19 protein-coding genes are annotated in these 18,849 nt (G+C 51.1%); 9 read left to right on the top strand and 10 right to left on the bottom strand.

All coding sequences use genetic code 11. The annotated features are described in order from the left end of the window. Nucleotides 1-252 precede the first annotated feature (252 nt). The 3 genes from JKA62_RS22345 to JKA62_RS22335 form a co-directional block, all read right to left on the bottom strand. Nucleotides 253-717, bottom strand: coding sequence for a hypothetical protein (locus JKA62_RS22345; RefSeq protein WP_201819503.1), 465 nt, complete (start codon nucleotides 715-717; stop codon nucleotides 253-255). Between the two features lie 28 nt (nucleotides 718-745). Beyond that, nucleotides 746-1,558 (bottom strand): hypothetical protein, encoded by an 813-nt coding sequence (locus JKA62_RS22340; protein WP_201819501.1) that lies wholly within the window; start codon nucleotides 1,556-1,558, stop codon nucleotides 746-748. Nucleotides 1,559-1,742: 184 nt separating this feature from the next. Next, the gene (locus tag JKA62_RS22335) at nucleotides 1,743-2,237 is read right to left on the bottom strand and encodes a hypothetical protein (protein ID WP_201819498.1); all 495 of its coding nucleotides are present in this window, start codon (nucleotides 2,235-2,237) and stop codon (nucleotides 1,743-1,745) included. A gap of 97 nt (nucleotides 2,238-2,334) precedes the next feature. Between JKA62_RS22335 and JKA62_RS22330 the strand changes: the two genes are divergently transcribed. Then, a complete protein-coding gene (locus JKA62_RS22330) occupies nucleotides 2,335-2,511 on the top strand; it encodes a hypothetical protein (protein ID WP_201819495.1) in 177 nt (58 codons plus the stop codon). Between the two features lie 325 nt (nucleotides 2,512-2,836). On the opposite strand, the gene JKA62_RS22325 is transcribed toward JKA62_RS22330, so the two are convergent. After that, a complete protein-coding gene (locus JKA62_RS22325; protein ID WP_201819493.1) occupies nucleotides 2,837-3,454 on the bottom strand; it encodes a 3'-5' exonuclease in 618 nt (205 codons plus the stop codon). Continuing rightward, on the bottom strand, nucleotides 3,451-4,128 hold the full coding sequence (locus JKA62_RS22320; RefSeq protein ID WP_201819595.1) for a histidine phosphatase family protein: 678 nt from the start codon (nucleotides 4,126-4,128) through the stop codon (nucleotides 3,451-3,453). The genes JKA62_RS22325 and JKA62_RS22320 overlap by 4 nt, the downstream gene beginning before the upstream one ends. A gap of 1,064 nt (nucleotides 4,129-5,192) precedes the next feature. Between JKA62_RS22320 and JKA62_RS22315 the strand changes: the two genes are divergently transcribed. Both JKA62_RS22315 and JKA62_RS22310 read left to right on the top strand, forming a co-directional pair. After that, nucleotides 5,193-6,071 carry a DNA-processing protein DprA gene (locus JKA62_RS22315; RefSeq protein ID WP_201819490.1) on the top strand — a complete coding sequence of 293 codons (879 nt, stop codon included), beginning with the start codon at nucleotides 5,193-5,195 and terminating at the stop codon, nucleotides 6,069-6,071. Continuing rightward, entirely contained in the window at nucleotides 6,052-7,377 is a 1,326-nt protein-coding gene (locus tag JKA62_RS22310; RefSeq protein ID WP_201819488.1) for a hypothetical protein, read from the top strand. Before JKA62_RS22315 ends, JKA62_RS22310 begins: the two co-directional genes overlap by 20 nt. A gap of 335 nt (nucleotides 7,378-7,712) precedes the next feature. Here JKA62_RS22310 and JKA62_RS22305 read toward each other — a convergent pair whose 3' ends face one another. Continuing rightward, nucleotides 7,713-8,582, bottom strand: coding sequence for an ImmA/IrrE family metallo-endopeptidase (locus tag JKA62_RS22305; protein ID WP_201819486.1), 870 nt, complete (start codon nucleotides 8,580-8,582; stop codon nucleotides 7,713-7,715). A gap of 14 nt (nucleotides 8,583-8,596) precedes the next feature. After that, nucleotides 8,597-8,968: a helix-turn-helix domain-containing protein gene (locus JKA62_RS22300; RefSeq protein WP_010217754.1), complete on the bottom strand. Its 372-nt coding sequence runs from the start codon at nucleotides 8,966-8,968 to the stop codon at nucleotides 8,597-8,599. 213 nt (nucleotides 8,969-9,181) lie between these two features. Here JKA62_RS22300 and JKA62_RS22295 point away from each other — a divergent pair, with 213 nt between their 5' ends. The 5 genes from JKA62_RS22295 to JKA62_RS22275 all read left to right on the top strand — a co-directional run bounded on the left by JKA62_RS22295 (nucleotide 9,182) and on the right by JKA62_RS22275 (nucleotide 14,589). Continuing rightward, the gene (locus JKA62_RS22295; protein WP_201819484.1) at nucleotides 9,182-9,931 is read left to right on the top strand and encodes a multiubiquitin domain-containing protein; all 750 of its coding nucleotides are present in this window, start codon (nucleotides 9,182-9,184) and stop codon (nucleotides 9,929-9,931) included. Beyond that, nucleotides 9,867-11,093, top strand: a complete 1,227-nt coding sequence (locus JKA62_RS22290) for a ThiF family adenylyltransferase (RefSeq protein WP_330932850.1) — start codon at nucleotides 9,867-9,869, stop codon at nucleotides 11,091-11,093. The genes JKA62_RS22295 and JKA62_RS22290 overlap by 65 nt, the downstream gene beginning before the upstream one ends. Further along, the gene (locus JKA62_RS22285) at nucleotides 11,090-11,533 is read left to right on the top strand and encodes a DUF6527 family protein (RefSeq protein ID WP_201819479.1); all 444 of its coding nucleotides are present in this window, start codon (nucleotides 11,090-11,092) and stop codon (nucleotides 11,531-11,533) included. The genes JKA62_RS22290 and JKA62_RS22285 overlap by 4 nt, the downstream gene beginning before the upstream one ends. A 583-nt stretch (nucleotides 11,534-12,116) precedes the next feature. Beyond that, nucleotides 12,117-12,284 carry a hypothetical protein gene (locus JKA62_RS22280; RefSeq protein ID WP_201819476.1) on the top strand — a complete coding sequence of 56 codons (168 nt, stop codon included), beginning with the start codon at nucleotides 12,117-12,119 and terminating at the stop codon, nucleotides 12,282-12,284. A gap of 55 nt (nucleotides 12,285-12,339) precedes the next feature. Continuing rightward, nucleotides 12,340-14,589: a hypothetical protein gene (locus JKA62_RS22275; protein WP_201819472.1), complete on the top strand. Its 2,250-nt coding sequence runs from the start codon at nucleotides 12,340-12,342 to the stop codon at nucleotides 14,587-14,589. 168 nt (nucleotides 14,590-14,757) lie between these two features. On the opposite strand, the gene JKA62_RS22270 is transcribed toward JKA62_RS22275, so the two are convergent. From JKA62_RS22270 to JKA62_RS22260, 3 genes are all read right to left on the bottom strand, one after another. Further along, nucleotides 14,758-15,000 carry a helix-turn-helix domain-containing protein gene (locus JKA62_RS22270; protein WP_236676626.1) on the bottom strand — a complete coding sequence of 81 codons (243 nt, stop codon included), beginning with the start codon at nucleotides 14,998-15,000 and terminating at the stop codon, nucleotides 14,758-14,760. Between the two features lie 424 nt (nucleotides 15,001-15,424). Beyond that, the gene (locus tag JKA62_RS22265) at nucleotides 15,425-15,976 is read right to left on the bottom strand and encodes a histidine phosphatase family protein (protein ID WP_330932855.1); all 552 of its coding nucleotides are present in this window, start codon (nucleotides 15,974-15,976) and stop codon (nucleotides 15,425-15,427) included. Between the two features lie 328 nt (nucleotides 15,977-16,304). Next, nucleotides 16,305-18,158 (bottom strand): hypothetical protein, encoded by a 1,854-nt coding sequence (locus tag JKA62_RS22260; RefSeq protein WP_201819469.1) that lies wholly within the window; start codon nucleotides 18,156-18,158, stop codon nucleotides 16,305-16,307. A 154-nt stretch (nucleotides 18,159-18,312) separates the two neighbouring features. On the opposite strand from JKA62_RS22260, the gene JKA62_RS22255 reads away from it, so the two are divergent. Then, nucleotides 18,313-18,828 (top strand): hypothetical protein, encoded by a 516-nt coding sequence (locus JKA62_RS22255; protein WP_201819465.1) that lies wholly within the window; start codon nucleotides 18,313-18,315, stop codon nucleotides 18,826-18,828. The last annotated feature ends 21 nt before the right edge of the window (nucleotides 18,829-18,849 follow it).

Genomic DNA, 18,849 nt, shown 5'->3' with positions numbered 1-18,849 from the left:
GGAAGAAAGCTGTCGACGTATGACATCGTGGCTCCGTGGGAGAAGGATACGTGCGCAATCTCTGGGCCGTACGTGAGGGAACGTCGTGTCTTCGGGCCTTGTGCCCGCCTATGACTGGTGCCCCTAATGGCCTGCCAGGTTCCGACTTTGATACGCGCAAATTATTGAAAATTATGGCGTGGCGATATTTATGGCTAGCCAACAATTTTAATAATTCACAGTCATTTGCTCAGCGTGTCTCACCTCGCGCCGCTATTCGAGGGGCTGCGTGCGTAGCCAGGTGCATAGCTTCTCCTGCTTGTTCAGAATCCTTAGCTTCGGCATCCCAGCATTGAGGAAAGCGAGCAGTCGTTGTCTATCCGACCCATCAGGAAACCATTCGGCGATCTCGACGTTACAGCGGCTGGACTCACTCAAGGCCCATCTGACGATCATGTCTGCAGCAGCTCTGTAGTGATCAGCCATGAAGAGACGTCGCCCTTCAGCAGTCCAGCCACGGTCAGCTAGCAGATCAGTGACGTCAGTGATGCCTAGGTCGCCAAAGTAGCCTGTGGTTTCAGGATAATGGATACCTGCCAAAGACACCTTGGCCACGCCGGACTTCCGATCAAAACAGGAAAGGAAATGCCATCCACCCGTGATGCTTCCAGGATGGTGGAAATTGATGGCGGCTTTCCCGGTTATGTAATGCTCACGGGACACGCGCTTGAGAGTCATACAGCGGCTGAGACATGAGAAATCCGTCTTAGGCGAAAGATTTTTTCAGACTTTCCCTGACGAATTCTATTTTAGTAGCGATCAGAACCTCCGGGTCATCGAGCGCCGCCCAAATCACACCGCAAACCACTGCCTCCTCAGGCGACCACTCAATTCCTTTCTCGTACAGCTCTAAAAATCTCGTGTTCCATAGCAGGCTGCCGCTCATACCCTTGGCATTGGGTAATGCAATAGGGCAACCGCCAGGCTCTCTCTTCGCATAACTCGGGTAGTGAATTGCGACATGCCTAACAGGATCGAAGCACTCGTGGTTGGGTTGCTCCCCTTGAAGGGCCTGCACAAGAAATGGAAAAGATAACGTATTCAGCTCTCCAAACAACGTATGTCGACGTTTGTTAGCGCTGATGGGGTCGTGTCGTTCTAGTCTATATCCTGGTGAGCCAATCCAGAATAATAGCTCACTCTCTACCGCAGCGTATCGGTCAGCAACTCGTTTTATTGGCAGTGCGGTCATGTCCGAATCTTCAGGAATTGGAGGTACGCGGACGGTAGCAGCATCCACTGGCCAACGTTCTAACTCTGGCGGTTCGGTAACTGCAATGTATTCACCACCGGAAGTGGGTAAGTGGCCGAGTACGCCGCTTTCCGATAGATCAGTAAACACATGGCTAGCGGTAACCAAGTAGGTTTCTCCACTGATCTTTACGTACCCACCACTTCCCCACGCCACACCCGAATCCGGCTCTTCCGACATGCTAATTGGCGTGCAAAACTGCGCCGCATGCTTAGCCATTTGATTTTTAACATCGGCGTTTATGGTTTCCCATTCTTCTTGAGTCACTAAAATTTCCTTAGCCGAGCAACCTAGGACTGATGGCAATCCTAGGCTGAGCTGCCCGCCACTCATCAGCGCTTGTTTGGAGGTGTCTGCCGATTGACGACCGGCTCTTCGGATTTTCGCTGATACTCCGTGGTGGGAGGCGGAGGAGGGGTCTTATTTTCATTATTCTGTAATTTTTTGTCAGTCATGCAGTTAGCTCTCTGATGGTTGTGAGTATCGCGAGTAGCATGAAAAAACCGGCGCCCCAAACAAGCTCTTTGTAAGCCAGCTCTAAGGGCTTGGATTTTTCATCGATGGCGACTTTTAGTTTTTCGAGCGTGTCTATGTAGCAGTTGTAGATATGGCGTTTTTGCTGCTCTGGTTCAACAATTTGAAGGTATTCCGCCGTACCACGGCTCGAAGGAAGGCTTGGGCATTCACTGATTCGCAAGGCGCTAAATGCATGTCCCCATGAGCAAGCCACACAAATGGCGGCAGCGGCGAAAGACAGAAAAATCACGAAACTGAGGGGAGATGTCAGCTGGAAAAGAATGCCGCTTTTCAACCCCGCCAGCGCGCTCACTGCCGCAATTACTATCGAAACGGCAGTCAAGAATTTTGCGCATTTGTTTTCAAAGTGATCGAAGCGACCCTGCTCCTCCTTGAAGCGATCTTTCAGATAACTGATGGTCTCATCCATGCAATGCGCATCCATTGAAGATTGAAAGCTGTGCAGAAAATGAGGAGGAGCGATCTGCAGGGATTGCTATGATCAAGCCTTATCCAAGGAGCGGTCAATGAGCTTAGAAACCTATCGAAGACAGGTCATCGCCTGCCAGCAAAATCTTGGAAAGCTTCAAGCTGAGAAGAGGAGATGCTCGCTCAAGGCGGTAGCTGCTTTAAAGAAAAAGCAGGATGCCTTGGCTGCCGCCAGCCGGATGAACGTGACGCCATCTTGGATACGTGGTGAGTGATCATCAAGTAGAAAACCTTCCTCCTATAACTCTTACCGAGATGTGGCAGGATGACGCGTGGGCTGCCGCGCAGATATGTAGCCGTTCAGACCGCCTCTCGGTCTCTCAGATCCGGGCCATACGCGACTTAACCACCAGTCATGCTTCTGAAGAAATTGCAGGGAGAACTAGGGCGAAAGTCGACCAAATCCGGAACATCATTAATGGAAAGACTTGCTCAAGGGTGACGGATCTCCCCCTAACCTAGCGCTGGCAGAGGATATTGACACCTATGACGCATCTTTTCAGGTCGTTCCTTCGGTGCGACAAGCCCCGGTTTACCTAATCAGCCGAGCATTTCCTTAATGATGGATGCAACGTTCTTGGCATCGTCGATTCCTCGGTGATAGGTACCCTGCCAAACCAAGCCCAACGACTCGACCGCTTGCTCAAGTGATTTAGGTCGATCGTCATATAAGCCTGCATGCCATTTCCTGGCATTGAAATGCGGCAGGCCTTCGAGCAGGGAAGGGCAGGCGGCAAAGCCAGCATCGCGCTCAAGCTGTCGTGCGTCATAGTCTCCCCACGATGCCCAAGCTGCATCCGGATAACTCGCAGCAAATGTTCGCAGCTCGTCGCCAACCTCTTGATAGGTTAGAGCACCGTCCACGTCAGATTGCTGAATGGATGTGAGCTGCTTGCAGAAATCAGTAAGGGTAGGGTTGATCTGAGGCCGAACGAAACGCTGGAACTCATCGACGATCTCAAGTAACTCCAAATCGATCACCACCAGGCCAATCTCAATCGTTTCCATCTGATCGGAGACGACCACAAGCTTTCTTGCTGACTCCGATTCGTCCACTTCATCGCAGGTTGCCTCAAGGTCTACGCAATAGAGGTAGCGGTATGGCGCGAGGAGGTTATGGATTGCTTGGAGGTGAAGGAACTTTGCTTCGATGCTCATGGCATGGGAGACCTTACTTGGAGCTTGTTGAGATTAACCGCCCCATCTATGTCGATTGAATTGCTCACTGTCCACGGCGAATCGACTAGAGCACGGGTCACGACATACCCACAACCATTAGGAACGTGATTATCGATCTCGTACCTGCGCAACTCGATCATCGCTTGGGCATCAACCTGGAGTGGCTGGCGCTCGATGAGCCAAGCTACCGCATTGAGAAATTGTCCGTGCGAAAAGACCAAGATGTCTTGTGCCTGGTGAGTGGTTAGGCGATCTAGGAAAGATCGTGCGCGGCCAACAAACTCCAGAAACGACTCAGCACCTTTTCCGTCAATGTCGGAGGGATCTGCTACTGCCCAGTACTGGTCGACCCATGCCTTCCGTTGCCCTACGGTGGTGTTCACACACCTAGTCGGATCTAGGTAGGTGAACTCCTCGATTGGCCATGTTTCGAATGGTGCGTCAGGGAATACGGAGATGGTCGCATCCGCTGTCGTTCGAGCCCGAGAAAAAGGGGAGGCAATGATCAACTCAGGTGCACGGCCTACGGATTGCGCCACTCGTTTAGCTTGTTCGATGCCCTTTTCGGTGAGCGGGATACTTGCGTGATCAAGGGTTGCTGCACCGGCATTGGCCGCACTTTCTCCATGACGCACTAGCCTGACATTCTTCATTTGCTTACCTGTCGTTTCGCCGGCGTACGACACCAGCAGCGTTGCTAGGGGCATGGCTGGGTTTGGGTAGAGGTGATATGTAGACTTCTGAAACCTCGACCCAGTGAACTCCATTATCGCTCGTATCCAAAGCGAACTGATAATACAGCAGGGAGGGGAGCTGGTCGGCGCACGACATCATGACGTCTTCCGTAGTTGAGAGGCGCGTCGCAATCGCTGGGCCGTTAGTGGGGGCGTCGTCCCTTCGGGCCTTGTGCCCGCCTATGACTGGTGACCCAAATGGCCTGCTAGGCTCTGATTTTGATACGCGCAAAATTGTTGAGAATTATGACGGGGCGATAGCCAATAATTTAAATAATTCACAGTCATTTGCTTGAGCGTGTGTCACCCCGCACCGCTATTCGAGGGACTGCATGCGTAGCCAGGCGCTTACCTTTTCCTGCTTATTCAAAATCCCTAGCTTCGGCATTCCCGCGTTGAGGAGAGTGAACAGTCGTTGCCTGTCCGTCACAACACTGCGAGTCGCCTCTGAGCGTTATTGGAGGTATGCGTGGTCATGGTTCATCCTTGAGTGGTGCGTCACCATATCTGCAAACGAGGCTTCGGTCGTTCGTATACATACCCATTGAGGGGCACTTTATTTTGGAGGCGACGATGCCTGCTTAAGGCGTGAGGATTAAAAAATCGACGTCCCAGGATCTCCTCCCAATCTAGCAATTCCTTGCTTGATATGCCCCGCAGCCGGCACGTTCAGTTCTTGGTTGATGGCCTGCTGGAGAGGGTGCTTGCCTCCAAGCTTACCCAGACCATGCGGGCGGCTCGGCTCTCCAATCAGCTTGGGATGTGACCATTCCCTAACAAGCAAGGTACCGACCTGAGCGACAGCTTGAGAGGCTGTTGTCATGAGGACATTGCATTCTGTGCTCGCTCGGGTAGCGTGCCTACCTTTCATGCTTCCCTTGTCGCAAGCTCAATGGTAATTTGCCACTATCGAAGGCAGGCGCTCAGTTTTCTGCGGAGGCAAGGGAATAGTCATTCAGCCTGCATTGGAGAGGATTCCACCTGTGCTTTTGGATCAATTGACCCACGATCACCAACGTCTCGCGTGGATGCATGCTGTACTGGTGTTATCGAAAAAAATAGGCATTGGGAGTGCCAAAGCCAATGATGATCTAAGAAAGTCATTGTTGCAGGCCGGGTCGCTCGAGAACATATATAACGATCACTTCACCATGATTCCGGTGGAAGAAGATGTTGGCCTTAAGGTTTTTGAGAAAATTAAGAAGTTCACAGCAGCTTACGATGTCGTAACTTGCTTGGATGAACGCTATCCAAAAGTTTTACTGGATTATCCTGGTACTCCACCAATTCTTTATTTCCAGGGCGATCTTGCACTGGCCTCCGTAGAAAAAACTATTGGTTTTGTGGGTACTCGAGAGTTATTCGATGAAGGTCACCGCGACCACGGGCGACGGGTCGTGCGCCGCCTAGCCAGATCTGGCTTTGAGGTTGTGGTCAGTGGATTGGCTGAAGGTTCAGACACATTAGGGCATGAGACTGCCATCCAAAACGGTGGGCGCACGATTGCCGTTCTGGGTACGCCGTTGAATATGCACTACCCAAAGAGCAATGCTGCCCTGCAAGATGAAATTGCAGCCCGCCACCTTGTCGTCACTGAGTATCCAGTCGGTATTGGCTCGTTTGGCTCGTACTTTGCAAATAGGAATAGAACAACGGTTGCATTGTCCTCTGGAGGAATTGTCGTCGCTAGAGCAGGTGATAAGAGCGGCACCCAGCACGCGATTCGAATCTGCTTAGAACAGAATAAACCTGTGTATGTCTTGGAGAATAATATTAGAGAGTCGTCCTATATATGGGTTGTAAAGAACAAGGATAGAATAAAAGTGATTAGGGAGAATTTCGATGCAGGTGATTCTATTTGATTTGGATTTTACCTTGGCTAACACGCTCAGTTGTCAGCCATACCTGACGAGTGTTAAGGGTAGGGAAGAAGTTTTAAGTTTCTTGAGTGGTTCGAGAGTCGATGTGTGTGGGTACGGCAAGGAATTGACTGAAAGCTTCAATGCCGCAGTTGATAAAGATTTTAGCGTCGCGGTTGTCTCTGACTCTCCGAGAAATTATTGCCTTAAGGTGTTGGAGTGCTGTGGTTATAAAATTGATTCGCGGTTAGTTTTTGGCAATCAGAAAAAGCCATTAGTTGATTTTGATTCGCTCAGAAGAAGCCTAGCAGACGTGCTTGAAGTGGGCGTTTCAGAGATGAACTTTCTTGTTGTTGGTGATAGCCCTAAAGATATTTATTTTGCTCACCTGATCAAGGCGCCGTCAGTATTTGCAGCGTGGGGTACTCGCTACCCGGTAGCACAAGTTCAGCGATCACAGCCCTCAAGGACGGCATCGAATTTTCAGCAGCTAAAGAATCATATAGATGATTTTTTGCATAATAAGCTGGCTTTTGTTTTTTACGATTTTTATCAAGGCTACAATCTTTTTGATCCGGATTTTTTAGCTGTAAAGCTATTGGGTGATGATTCTATTGGGTATGCTCGTGAATATGTGCCTAACTTTGAAAATTACAGGGATAGTCGAGATAAGTATTCGTCCCTTGATCTGCGACAAATAGTAAAGCACGCGAAGAATTATGAGGTTTCGCACCATCAATACAGCTTTAAAATGAAGCACTTTGGTAGTGGTGGGGTCTATGATACGGCGAGGTCGTTAAAGAGTCTTGCTGGGATATATAAACGGGATTTTGTTAGGTGGCTTAATGAACTCGGTGTTCACGGTACTGTCCTTTTAGTGCCTGTGCCGCCTTCTGTGCCGCAGGAGTGCAATCTCAGTAACCCGGTAGCGTTGATCTCGGAATGGTGGAGTAGTTGGATTTCAGACGAGTCCGATAATATTGATATCGTTAATTTCGATGTTTTCCGCCGAATCCTTCCCAAGCAATCCTCGCACAGCACTCAAGGGCGGCGACATATGGATGATCAATTTCCTACTTTGGGGGTTGAGAGTGGATCATGCTACAAAGGCGTTAAGGTGAATTATGTGATCATACTGGATGATGTTGTCACCTCCGGCTCGCACATGAATGCTATCGCATCAATAATTTCGTCAACATCTGTAGTTCCGGGGAGTCCGAAAATTTTAGGGTATGCCCTGTTCAGGACTGTGCACCCAGAAAATGACTCTTCAAGTGATAGTTTGATTGACTTTAGCTTTCTCGAGTGACTGCTGGTTTTTAAAAAAACGGCAAACGGCAAACGGCAAACGGCAAACGGCAAACGGCGTCGGCGGCCCAATTCTTGAATCACCATAACGCTCTGCTGTACATCTTGGGTGGAGTTTCTGTTGCGTAAGAAATGGGGGGCTGTTCAGATGAGTTTATTCAAATTTCTGGTTTAGACTTTTCAATTTCTTCGTTTGATCTGGAAGCGTTTCTCTACATTCGCGGGCTATTGCGTCACCTTCATGTGCCTGCGGACTGAGTTGCGAGTTGTGATTCAGCTAGAAATGACATCAAGCTCGCCACTGGCCCAACTGCATTACTATGCTGCCTGAGTGCGCTACCGATACTTTGACCACCCTGGACGGCCATCAAGCTCTTCCAAAAGGTCATCGTCATCATGTCTCTCTCGATGGCTGTTCGACACAGGGTGAGTATCCATCTCTTCGAAATTCAGGATTGATTGGGTCTGTCTGGTGGGGGCATGGTAGGTAGCTTGTTCGTAGCAGGCGAACCGCCGAGCATCATCACTTGTGCTCCAATCAGTCCCCTCGATATCTGCCTCATGAAGACCGCTGATGCCAGCCCTGTGCGCCTTGGCTGCTGCAGAGTTTTGAGGGAGCGGGATCCCCTTAGTGATCCACACCCGGGCATCTCGCATGGCCTTCGAGCCAATCGAGTATTTGACCACGCCATCTTCAGCGACAACGAAAGCCAGATGGCCTTCAGAGGCCTGTGCGAACTTGGATGCAATGCAGGAGCGGGAGGCCTGGAAGTAATCAGCCAGGTCAGCAAGGCTCTCCAAGGAAAAGTCTCGCTCCTCAGTAAATGGCTGGATCATTGCCCAGGGAACCAAGCACTCGGAAGCGAAGAGGTCACACGAAACCTCTTCCGGATGACGCCCGGTGAAGCGCTCTAGCTCATCACCAGGCACCTTCTCGCCGTGCTTGGACGGGAGCTCAAGGACATGGTGTGCGATTTCATGAAGGATCGTGAAACGCTGTCGAACCGGGCTGTCCTTTTCGTTGACGCAGATGTGCATCTGTCCACGCCTTTCGAAAGTATTACCTGCTTCACCCTCCTCAAGTTCCACACGTGAGACCTTGAAGCCCAAGTGGAGCGCAAGCGCTTCGACATCAACTGGAGCTGTGTTGATACCGGCGTCTTTCAGCAGTTTTCTAGCTCGTGAGATGACAACGTTTTCGTCCATGAAAGCCCTCGCCGTTACATTTGCTGGATGAGTTGGATCCGTTTGAGCCAGGCATCCTCGGTGTTGGGACGCTCACCTCGGAAGCTCATTGTTGCCACGTCTTCAAAATCCAGCCATGGGATGTCCACCCTCGAGACCATCAGGCGGTATAGGGAGTCCTCAACCGTGACCGACTTGGCCAGCAGCTTGAACACCTCCACTTCGCGCTCATCCAGCTCTAGCGCTTGACTCAGGCGGTCAACGACTTCCTCAGAGGGTGCCGCTCTATCTCCCTTCTCCAGTCTCCAAATGTATGCGTGATCCAAGTCGCCTGCACGTCTCTCCAGGTCACGAAAGCTCAGCTCTTTCCGTTCACGCATGGTAGCGATGAACCCGGCCAAATCCATTTTTTTCTCCAACCTCTTGCATTGCCCAAACGGGCGGGAGTAGTCTGTTGCCTAGCCAGACAACAGCTCGCGATTCATGATCCATGATAAGCGGCTTTTTTTTGAAGTCCACTGTTGTCTGGCCGGACAGCGACCCTTGGGTCGTTTTTTAAGGACGGTGGTGTTGTCTGCGCAGGCAACAGCTCATTTGGTTCAGATACGAGGATTCACCCCATGAGTCAATTGAACGATTTTGAGGTTGAGGACGTGGCAGCCGCCGTCTTGGCGGGCCGCGAGGTGCGTGATCACGGCCCGTACAAAATCCAGCTCGGCAATGATGCGCTGGAGTACCGGCCACTGGTGATCGCAGATCCTGTTCCGACGGGGCAGCAGGTTTTGGAGGCTGCTGAACTCCGTCCAGTGGACGAATATCTGCTGTTCCAGATGCTCACCAACGGCCACTTGGAGCTGCTTAGCCCTGGTGAGACCACTGACCTGCGCCAGGCTGGCATCGAGAAGTTCCTGGCGTTTAAAAGTGATCGTACGTTCCGCTTCTTCATTGATGGGCGGGCACAGGACTGGGGGGCGCAGCGCATTTCTGGGCGCACCTTAAAGGCGCTCGCCGGCGTCGATCCGAAGCTGTACGACATCTTCCTGGTAATCCCAGGTGATGAAGATGAGCTGATCGAAGACCGCGACCTGTTTGATCTGGCACGCCCTGGTGTCGAGCACTTCGCTGTCGTGGAAATCAACATCAAGGTGTTCGTGAACACGCAACCGGTATTCGTCCACTCGCGCAACCTCAGCTACTGGGAAGTGGTGCGGCTGGCTTACCCGGAAGCCGTGCCGGATCCGAACGCCCAGTTCACCGTTACGTTTGCGAAAGGCCACGAAGGTAACTCCATGACCAACCTGGTCGATGGCCAACACGTCCGTATCAAGAAGGGGATGCACTTCAATGTCACACCAACTGATAAGTCTTAGTCCTCACCTCCTGCGCCTGCGTAACGAGGGGTACAACTTGGAAACCAAAGAAGGTTATCTCTTGGTTCGAGATGTGCCCTACGTGAACGCTCAGCGCAAGGTATGCAAAGGCGTATTGGTCATGGCACTCAATCTGACCGCTGATGTAGCAGTCAGCCCGAGCGACCATACCGCACATTTCATTGGTGACTGCCCTTGCGATTCGCAAGGGCGTCCCCTCGAGCAAATCATCAACAGCAGTGGTACCAATCAGCTGTTGTCGGATTTGGTCGTGAACCACTATTTCTCGGCCAAGCCCAAGGCGGGCAACTATGCCGATTACTACGAGAAGGTCTCGATATACGTTTCGATTCTGAGTGGCCAGGCTCAGGCGATAGATAAGGACGTCACTGCCAAGACGTTTGCACCGTTCCGATCCGATGTGGAGGATACGGTTTTCGCTTACACCGACACGGCGTCGGCACGCGCTGGTATCGGAGCGCCCACCGGGAGGTTCAAGGGGCTGAAGGTAGCAGTGGTTGGACTGGGTGGTACCGGAGCTTACATCCTGGATCAAGTTGCTAAGACGCCAGTAGCGGAGATCCATCTTTATGATGGTGATGTGCTCCAGCAGCACAATGCGTTTCGCTACCCGGGCGCTGTTTCCTTCACCGATCTTCAACGGGGCATGAAGAAGGTCGAGTACCTCAAGGAGAAATACGGGGAGATGCACCGCAACATCACGGCCCATCCGTGCATGATCACTGCTGGGAATGTCGCTGAGCTGGGAGCTTTCGACTACGTGTTCCTGAGCGTCGATAACGCTGCCGTGCGGGATTCGGTGGTGAAAGCACTCCGAGGTACGCGAACCTCGCTTCTTGATGTCGGCATGGGTGTACATCTGGTGGGCGATACGCAACAGGTCTGGGGGATGTGCCGTGTAACGACGCTCACACCTGGGCATCACGAGCACGCGAATCGCACCATGCCGCTTACCGAAAACTCTGCAGAGGATGCCTATCGCTCAAACATTCAGATCGCAGACCTGAATGCGCTCAACGCGGTACTCGCGGTTGGCACCTGGAAACGACTCTGTGGGTTCTACGTCGACCAAGTCCAGGCTGGCCACTTCACCTACTCGACCAACCTCAACGAGATGGGCAACAGCGAGGAGCGCCCATGACCATCAAGAGTCTCACACCTCAGTTCGTCGAGAGCTTCCCGCAGAAGCTTGAGCCTGGTGAGCTCTACCTAGCGATGGAGTTCGCAACTGCAGCACACCTGTGCGCCTGTGGTTGCGGCAACAAGGTGATTACACCGTTCTCACCAACCGATTGGCAGATGTCATTCGATGGTGAAACGGTGTCGCTCAAGCCTTCTATTGGCAACTGGTCTTTCAAGTGCCGCTCTCATTACTGGGTGCGATCTGGCCGCATTGAGTGGGCCGGCAACATGTCCCAGGCGGCGATCAATGCCGGGCGCAAGCGTGATGCCGAAGCGAAAGCACGAGTGCAGTCGAGCAGGTCGGAGCAGGACGTGGTTCGTGAGCCGGCACCACAGGCCCGGGAGCAGGCCGAGGCACCGTCCTTTATCGGCAAGCTCAAAAAATGGCTCGGGTTCTGATCCCAGGCGACCATAGACGTATCTATAAAGGAAGGGGCCCGTACTGGAAGAAGGAGGCCCTTCAATAAACTCCCCACTCCTTTTTGTCTCTACTGGTGGGGCGGCTACACGCTGGCTCATAATGTCGCAGGGGCAGAATATTCTCACTTTTGCACCATGATGGTGCGAAAATAAAGGCAAATTACACTTTAAGTGTATGATTGCCTTGTGCCATACTCGATTTATCCAATGATTCTTGCCTAGCTAGGGCACCTCTGTGATGGAGGTTTTGGCGTTCCAGCGCCTCCTAGCGGGAGAGATGCGTCCAGCCTTGCTTGGGAAGAGCAGAACTGTGACGGCGCTACCGTTTGGCAGATCTTGAGGCTGTTTGTTCGTGAACCTTGGAGCTTTCGCTCGGTCTGAACTACAGTCGTGAAGCCGCTTGTCGGCTAACGAAAGGTACTGCTTGTGGAGCTTGGCGACCGGATTCGATAATCCGCGCCGCCGCAAGCGCGTCGGTACCACGTTGTTGTCCAGTGGAGTCAGTGGTCGCGTATTGGATTGTTGATGCACCGTGGAACCAATATTCTTAGAGGATGGAGCTATGACTCTGGAGCGTATGATCGAAGAGACCCGTAGGCGTAACGGTTCTCATGAAGCCAGCCTGAAGGCGGCTCGTAATCGCATGGCCGACACCAACAACCGTCTGGCACGTGAGTTCGCTAAACAAGAAGTCACTGCGTCTCTGCTTGCCAAGACCTGCAGCCTCTAACACGTCTCTTCATTCGAAAGCAGCCTGATGGGCTGCTTTTTTTTGCGCGATCATAATGACTCCATATCTTATCACCAGCTTCGAGGAAGCGACTCTGGCAGCTTTGATTCATGAGCCTTATGGCTACGATCATGCTGACATTTTCGACAAACCTCAGATCACCTACATCTACAACTATCTGAAATCCTTCATGCCCGAGATCCCGAAGGACAAGAAGACGGTAGGGAGCATCCTGCTCGAGCATGAGTACATTGACCGAGATTTCCTTGAAGACTACTCCCGCTTTTATCTGGGGCGTTTCGGCAACGATGGCTACAAATGCGCTCGGCTTCACTTCTTCAACTGCGATCTGACTCACAAGCGGCTTGATGCCTTGCTTGCTGGAGATGCAGGTGTGGTGTTGGCCGATGACGACGATGAGAACGCAGTGAGGACTGTAGAGCAACTGCAGTCCCACTACCTCGGCTTCATGGTGATCAAGCCACTCACTCGGACATTCGTGGGTAAAACCTGCCTGCGCGTGAGTGGTGACCGAGGTGATGGCAAGAAAAAAATCGATAAGCCCTACGATGTGAATCTCTTCGGCATCAAGCTTACGATCAATTCCATTGCCTTTCAGGAACAGGACAAGGTTGTGGCTGCTTGTGCCACCACTGCCATTTGGACAGCGCTGCATAGCTTGCCAGGCCGAGGGGTCAAGGACATCAAGTCGTGCAGCGAGATCACCACCGCTGCTTTGAATTTTGTGGATGGCTCCAGTAATGGTTTCCCGAACAAAGAGCTGACCAACAAGCAAATTCAGCGAACGCTGGATGTTGAGGGGCTGCGCTATCACAACACTAACCTCGAGCAATCGACTCAAGAGTCCTTCCGGGACTACCTCATTGCTCATATCAATAGCGACCTGCCTGTCATTTTGACCGGTACCGTATACGGCGTGGATCCCAATGAGTCTGGAGAGCATGTCAAAGCCGGACATGCAATCACTGCTCTGGGTTACGACTTCCGAGATGGTTCGAAGTGGGTATACGTGCATGATGACCGCCTTGGCCCTTACGCACGGGCAGAAATGGTCATGGTTGAAGACTATCTCGGAACGGCTACTCCTGACGCCGCAAAAGGTCGCTGGGGGCTAGCGATGTCCATCCGTGAGGCTGATGCAACCACGTGGGTAAAACCGCATGAGATCATCGTTCCAGACATCTCGATCATCCCGGCAGATAGAAAGACCCGCATCGATTTCAAATTCGCTCACGGCACAGCAGAGCGGATCCGTGACCAAGTAATTGGATACTTGGAGGATGAAATCTGCCCTATGCTCGGCATCGACGTTCCTGCGGTCGATTACGAGGTAAAACTGGCGTCGATTGCTCGAGCCCGGGACGATGTTCGCCAGCACCGCACAAATCGAAATGTCGGTGACGTCCTAGGTACGTACACCCTCGATGAAGAGCGGATGATTCGCTGGAGGAAGGAGAAGCTCGGTTTCTTGACTGGCAACCTAGCACGCCTGCAGTGGCAAATTGACGTCTACTGGAATTCAGAGCCTGCCTTCCGGGTGTTTTTGGATGCCACCGATATCCCATTGGGCAACGCGGTTTCGGGGATTTACATTCTTGACCCGATTCATGCAGATGCGATGTTGGCCGGATTCATTGGTCAGGAGAGCAAAGTCGCCGGTCTGGATGACCAGCACTTCTTCCCAGCATTCACCAGAGCGGTCAAGCAGCGCCGGGATGACTACGAAAGCCATCTCAACAGCATGTATGGCACGTTGCGTGCGCCCAACCACATTAAGGAAAACGAGGTTGCGCGTAACGGGAAGGGTACTAACCCGACCGCGAAAAAATTCTGGGATCCTCAGCAGATCCGTTTGGTTGAGGTTCATGAGGCCTACCAAAGGGTGGCTGATGCGGCTGCCAACGACCCTGACTCTAAGAGCAAGCTTATCTGGGCCATTGGGAAGGATGGCGTGCTTTTCATCGCCGAAGACATTCCGGCGCCTGAGGAGCTCGGCCATCCCAGCATGACTGGTATGCAGGCCGCCCGGATTGCGGGAGAAATCAAGCCCAAGAGCGGACACTGGGAGGTCAACTTCTTCTCGGGCAGATACAGTGGGGACTACGCCGATGTGGAGAGGACACAATTCCTCACCAATGCGGTGTATAAGATTCGGTCACTCTTCCCATATGACAAGTTCGAAGCTTTCTATCCTGACGCACCTGCCAATGCCAAGGCGCCGGTCATGCCAGCTGTTCCGGTAGGTGGTAGCGATCCGGCAGAGCCTCCCGCTGTGGTCGGTTGAAACCGAAAGACCTGACTGTAGAGGCAGCCCTCGGCCGGGTTCTCTTCTTTCCGTAGTAATCTGCGCCGAACCACCTATTGTGCTGCCTGATTTAATTAGATTGCCCGCATGGTCATTGCCACGCGGTCATGCCCAGGCAGCCCGTCATCCTCTTGCAGGCTTGTGATCTCAGCTCGTAGCTGTGAGACCAGATCCAGTTTTTTCACTCAGGGTCAGGGTGAGGAGGGTGAGGGGGTTCAACTCTAGACGTCGGCTCACCTGATCGAGCTTGTCCAGGGTGATGCTCGATTTGCCCATTTCAAGCTTTGAGAGATAGGTACGGCTCGTTGTGTCAGCGAAGTCTCGCTGGGTGATATTGCGCTTGCAGCGCACTGCACGAGGTACGCTGGCGAAAGAGGCTTTGAGCGTCATGTTGCAGTCTCTTATATGGGGTGTTTCGGTAGGGGCCTATCCATTCAGCTGCAAGCCTTTCACGACTGGAAAAAGACCACTCCCATGTGTATGCCTTGAATGACGTCGCCACAGGCCTCCGCCAGCCCATTATTCGAGGGCATCAATGTGAACGTTGGTGAGTTGATTGAAGAGTTGCGGAAGTACGCTCCTGACCTGCCTGTCCTGATTCCCAGATCTGATTGCTCAGCGTTGGAAGACGCTGTTGCGTGTTACCCAGATGTCGTGCTCGAAGGGCGGATCATGGGCTATGAGTCCCCGAGCTGGTTCCACGGGGAGCTAGATGACTCTGATGCCGAAAAGCATCAGGTCGTGGTCATCGGCATCGATATGCCTATCCCTACATCGTCGCAATCGCCGAGCACAGTGAGGCCAGTCTAACCCTTCAGAAGTCTCGCCTACCGAGTGTCCATGCTGTATCCCCAGCGCTCTGGGATAGGGTGAAGCCGCAGCAGTTCGGGATATGATTTTCGATCTCGTATTTCCTCCAGTCAGTCATCGCGTGGCCATCCAAAAGCTCAGGCCGGCGCTGAAGTAACCACGCGACAGCATTCAAAAACTGGCCATGCGAGAACACGACAGCGCGGGTGGATGGATGCTCAGCAAGCCTCTCCAGGAAGGCCTGTGCTCGAGCGACAAAATCAAGGAATGACTCTGCTCCGTCACCATCTGAATATTCCGGCGTCGCTCTCATCCAGTAGGCCTCGACCCACTCCCTACGCTGGGTGACTGTCGTATCAACGCAGCGAGCAGGTTCTAGGTAGGTAAACTCTTGGATTGGCCAGGTCTCAAACGCGGCGGAGGGGACGACTGTGACCGACTCTTGTGCGGTCGACTGGGCACTGGCATACGGAGAGACCACGATGAGTTCAGGTGCTTCAGTAAACGACCTGGCCACAGTGATTGCTTGCTGCAATCCTCGTGGGGGCAGCGGAATGCTCTCATGATCTCAGCTCGCCTGACCGGCATTAGCGGCGCTCTCGCCATGTCGAATCACCCTTACTCGTTTCATCGACTATCCTTCCCTGCTTAGATTGGTGCTGATTCTCGACTTCCCTGCCTAGAGAGTTTGCGGAAGCTTTGGCACTTTTGCTTTCATTCGATAGGAGAGTATGGCGGCGAGGGGGAATTTGAAATAAATGCTTCCGCGCGATTTCTATGCTTTTTTTGGGGGGGAGGGGAGGCGGCTTGCTCTGCGCAATAGTGAATTAAGTGCAGAGCTTCCCCTGGGGCAGGTTTGGTTCACCTGAATTAGATGATTAAAACTAGGAATAGATGGCCACACTTCCAATGTTTTTGAACTGTGACATTTCGAAGTCAGTTCTGTCTAGGTAAGTCGCGAGCCCTGCGAAGGAATCAGAGAGCTTTCTAATTTCATTCAGCATATCTTGCTTTGGCAGTTTTAGGGTGTCGAAAGTCAATCTTGCTGCATCGATTGCGGGCGCGGATTTTAAGTGAAAAATATTAATTAATCCGAATGAGCAAGCATATACGGGATTAACAGGCCAAAGGTGCGATATCACGGTTTGTGCTCCGTTAGCCAATGTTGATGCAATTCCTCTGCTATAAGGGATGCAATTGATCGCAGACGTCGCGCCGTCGCATATGTTGAGAATGATGTTGCTTTTTGTTTTTCTTCTGAGGGAGCACTTTCTTATTGTGCTCATAGGGATTATTGAGTCATCGCTAAAGAATATTTCATCACTGGAGCCGTATTTCCAGTGATTGTATTCACCATGTGCAGAAATGTAGAATGCATTGAGCTCTGCATTATTGAGAGTTTCTTCAAAAATTTGTGGAGAGGGATTTGTGAATATTTTGGCTTTTTCTCCGAACTCACGTTCAATGAATTCTTTCTCGATGTTGTAAGAGCTGGTATGGGTTGAAAGCATAAATGCAAAATTCTTTTGCTCCGGCTCTTCAGTTTGATCCTCTAGGCTTGTAGATATTAGTGGTGAATGTTTTCCAAGACTGAAAAGCGCTGATTGAATTGGAAAGCTGTGCGATGGCGTTAGAGTTAATAAGCTGATTTCTCCATATACGTTATCTTTTAACTTGAAATGTTCGATTGTTGCAGCGGCGTAAGATTCCAGATCCGAGCTCTCGGGCGGGGCCCCGGCTCGACTAGGGTCTAAGTTGGCAGCTCCATTCTCAATGCCCCCTAATAGCGAAGTGAAGGTATTGGTGGCTCTATTTTTTGAGTTGGTTAGTTTTTCATAGCTTTCATAGTTGTCTTGGTTTTCAAATATGTCAAGCCAGTGCGGAGAGAGCAGTGAAAGTTTTTCTGCGTTCGATATCAGGAATGCATGCGGTGTTGATAGGCCTTGAGGGCTGTGCTGGGAGTTTTTCAGGCTGCCTAAAAACTTAAGCATTAGGTGATATTCTTTTTGTCCGTATAGATGCATTATCAATGGTTGTAGGAAGTCGGTTCTCCCATTCGCTATGTCGACTTTTAGGTTTGGCCCTTTCAAAACTTTGATTAGCTCTTCGAGGTGTTCGCGCTTTTTCGATATCTTGCAATAATAGTTTAGGATCGTAATTGCTAAATTTTGGTGAGTAAATGCCTTGCGTTGCTTGTATGTGTTCTCAATATTTTTAATTATGTTGGTGGGGTCTGGGTTTAGTTCGGTTGTAAGGAAAAGTGAGCGATAGTTTTTTGCTGTCTTTGTTTTTAGTTTTTGGGTTGTGATAATTTTTTGCAAATTTCTGTGGTGTTTTTTACCGTATTGGAAGTCCCAGAATGCCATTTGTGTTAAGGCGTTAAGGTTGTCAAGTTCGTCATCTTTGAATTTCGTTAGTAGCTGCAGGCAGGTTGGGAGTATTTCCTCTGCTATAGTCGGTAAGGCAGCTTTTTCTTTAAAGTAGCAGTAGGTCGCCGCAACCCATCGTGGTAGCAGGGCTTTATTGGTGTGGCAGGCGTCAGACAGATCCCTGAGGTTGTAGAATGCAAAGATATGCTGTGAGCTGACGATGGCCTCTTTTCCTATAATATGTTCCTTTCCTTCAAAAAAACTGAATACTGCTTGCCCGGCTCTTTGTATGTCTCCAGAGGCTAAGTGGTTAATAGTCGCAATCATTTGCTGTTCGTAAAACTCTTTGGTTGAGTAGCTGAAGTCCATTTTATTTCGAATCCTTTAATGGTTTTGATGATGGTGAAGCTTGAATGTTGGGGGCTGTAGTGTTTTAGTTCGTCAGTACCGGGGGGGCGCGCGTCGTTGCGGCGTGGGTGCCGTATCCAGAAATGTACTCACTGATAAAATGGTCTATAATCAAATGAAACAACCTGTTGCTAATATTGCTACAGTTTCAATTGCGCTAGTTGCCTTATTTTTCTCCGCTGGCCAACTATACCTGCAGCGTGAACAGAATCATATAGCTGTTCAGCCGCGGCTCAATGCCTACCCCACAAACGAGCAAAAACTTGAAAATTTAGGACTGCACATTATCAACAATGGGCTGGGGCCTGCTTTTATGGAAAGCATGGATGTCATAGTGGATGGGGTAAGAATTGAGGGTGATGGTAAATTTTTTCAGGCCGCTGCAAAGCTGGGATTAGTTCCAGGATGTTTATCGATTAGCGAACCGCGTCCGAATGATAGCTTAAAAACTGGCGAAGAAATTTCGCTAATCGGTGTACCGAAATCGGCGCCAGCACTCCAGTGTGCCTCGACGCGACTGAGACTGATGTCTATTACAAGTGGTCGTTTCGACTTTACATTAACGGTTAAGTCTATTTATGGCGATAGATTTTCTTATAACTTTAAGAGGAACATTCAAACCCCCTTGTGACTGTCAACGGCTGTTTGCGCG

This window comes from Pseudomonas sp. B7 (assembly GCF_016735645.1).
GTDB classification, from domain to species: Bacteria; Pseudomonadota; Gammaproteobacteria; order Pseudomonadales; family Pseudomonadaceae; genus Aquipseudomonas; species Aquipseudomonas glycinae.
This window is presented reverse-complemented; position numbering and strand designations above follow the sequence as displayed.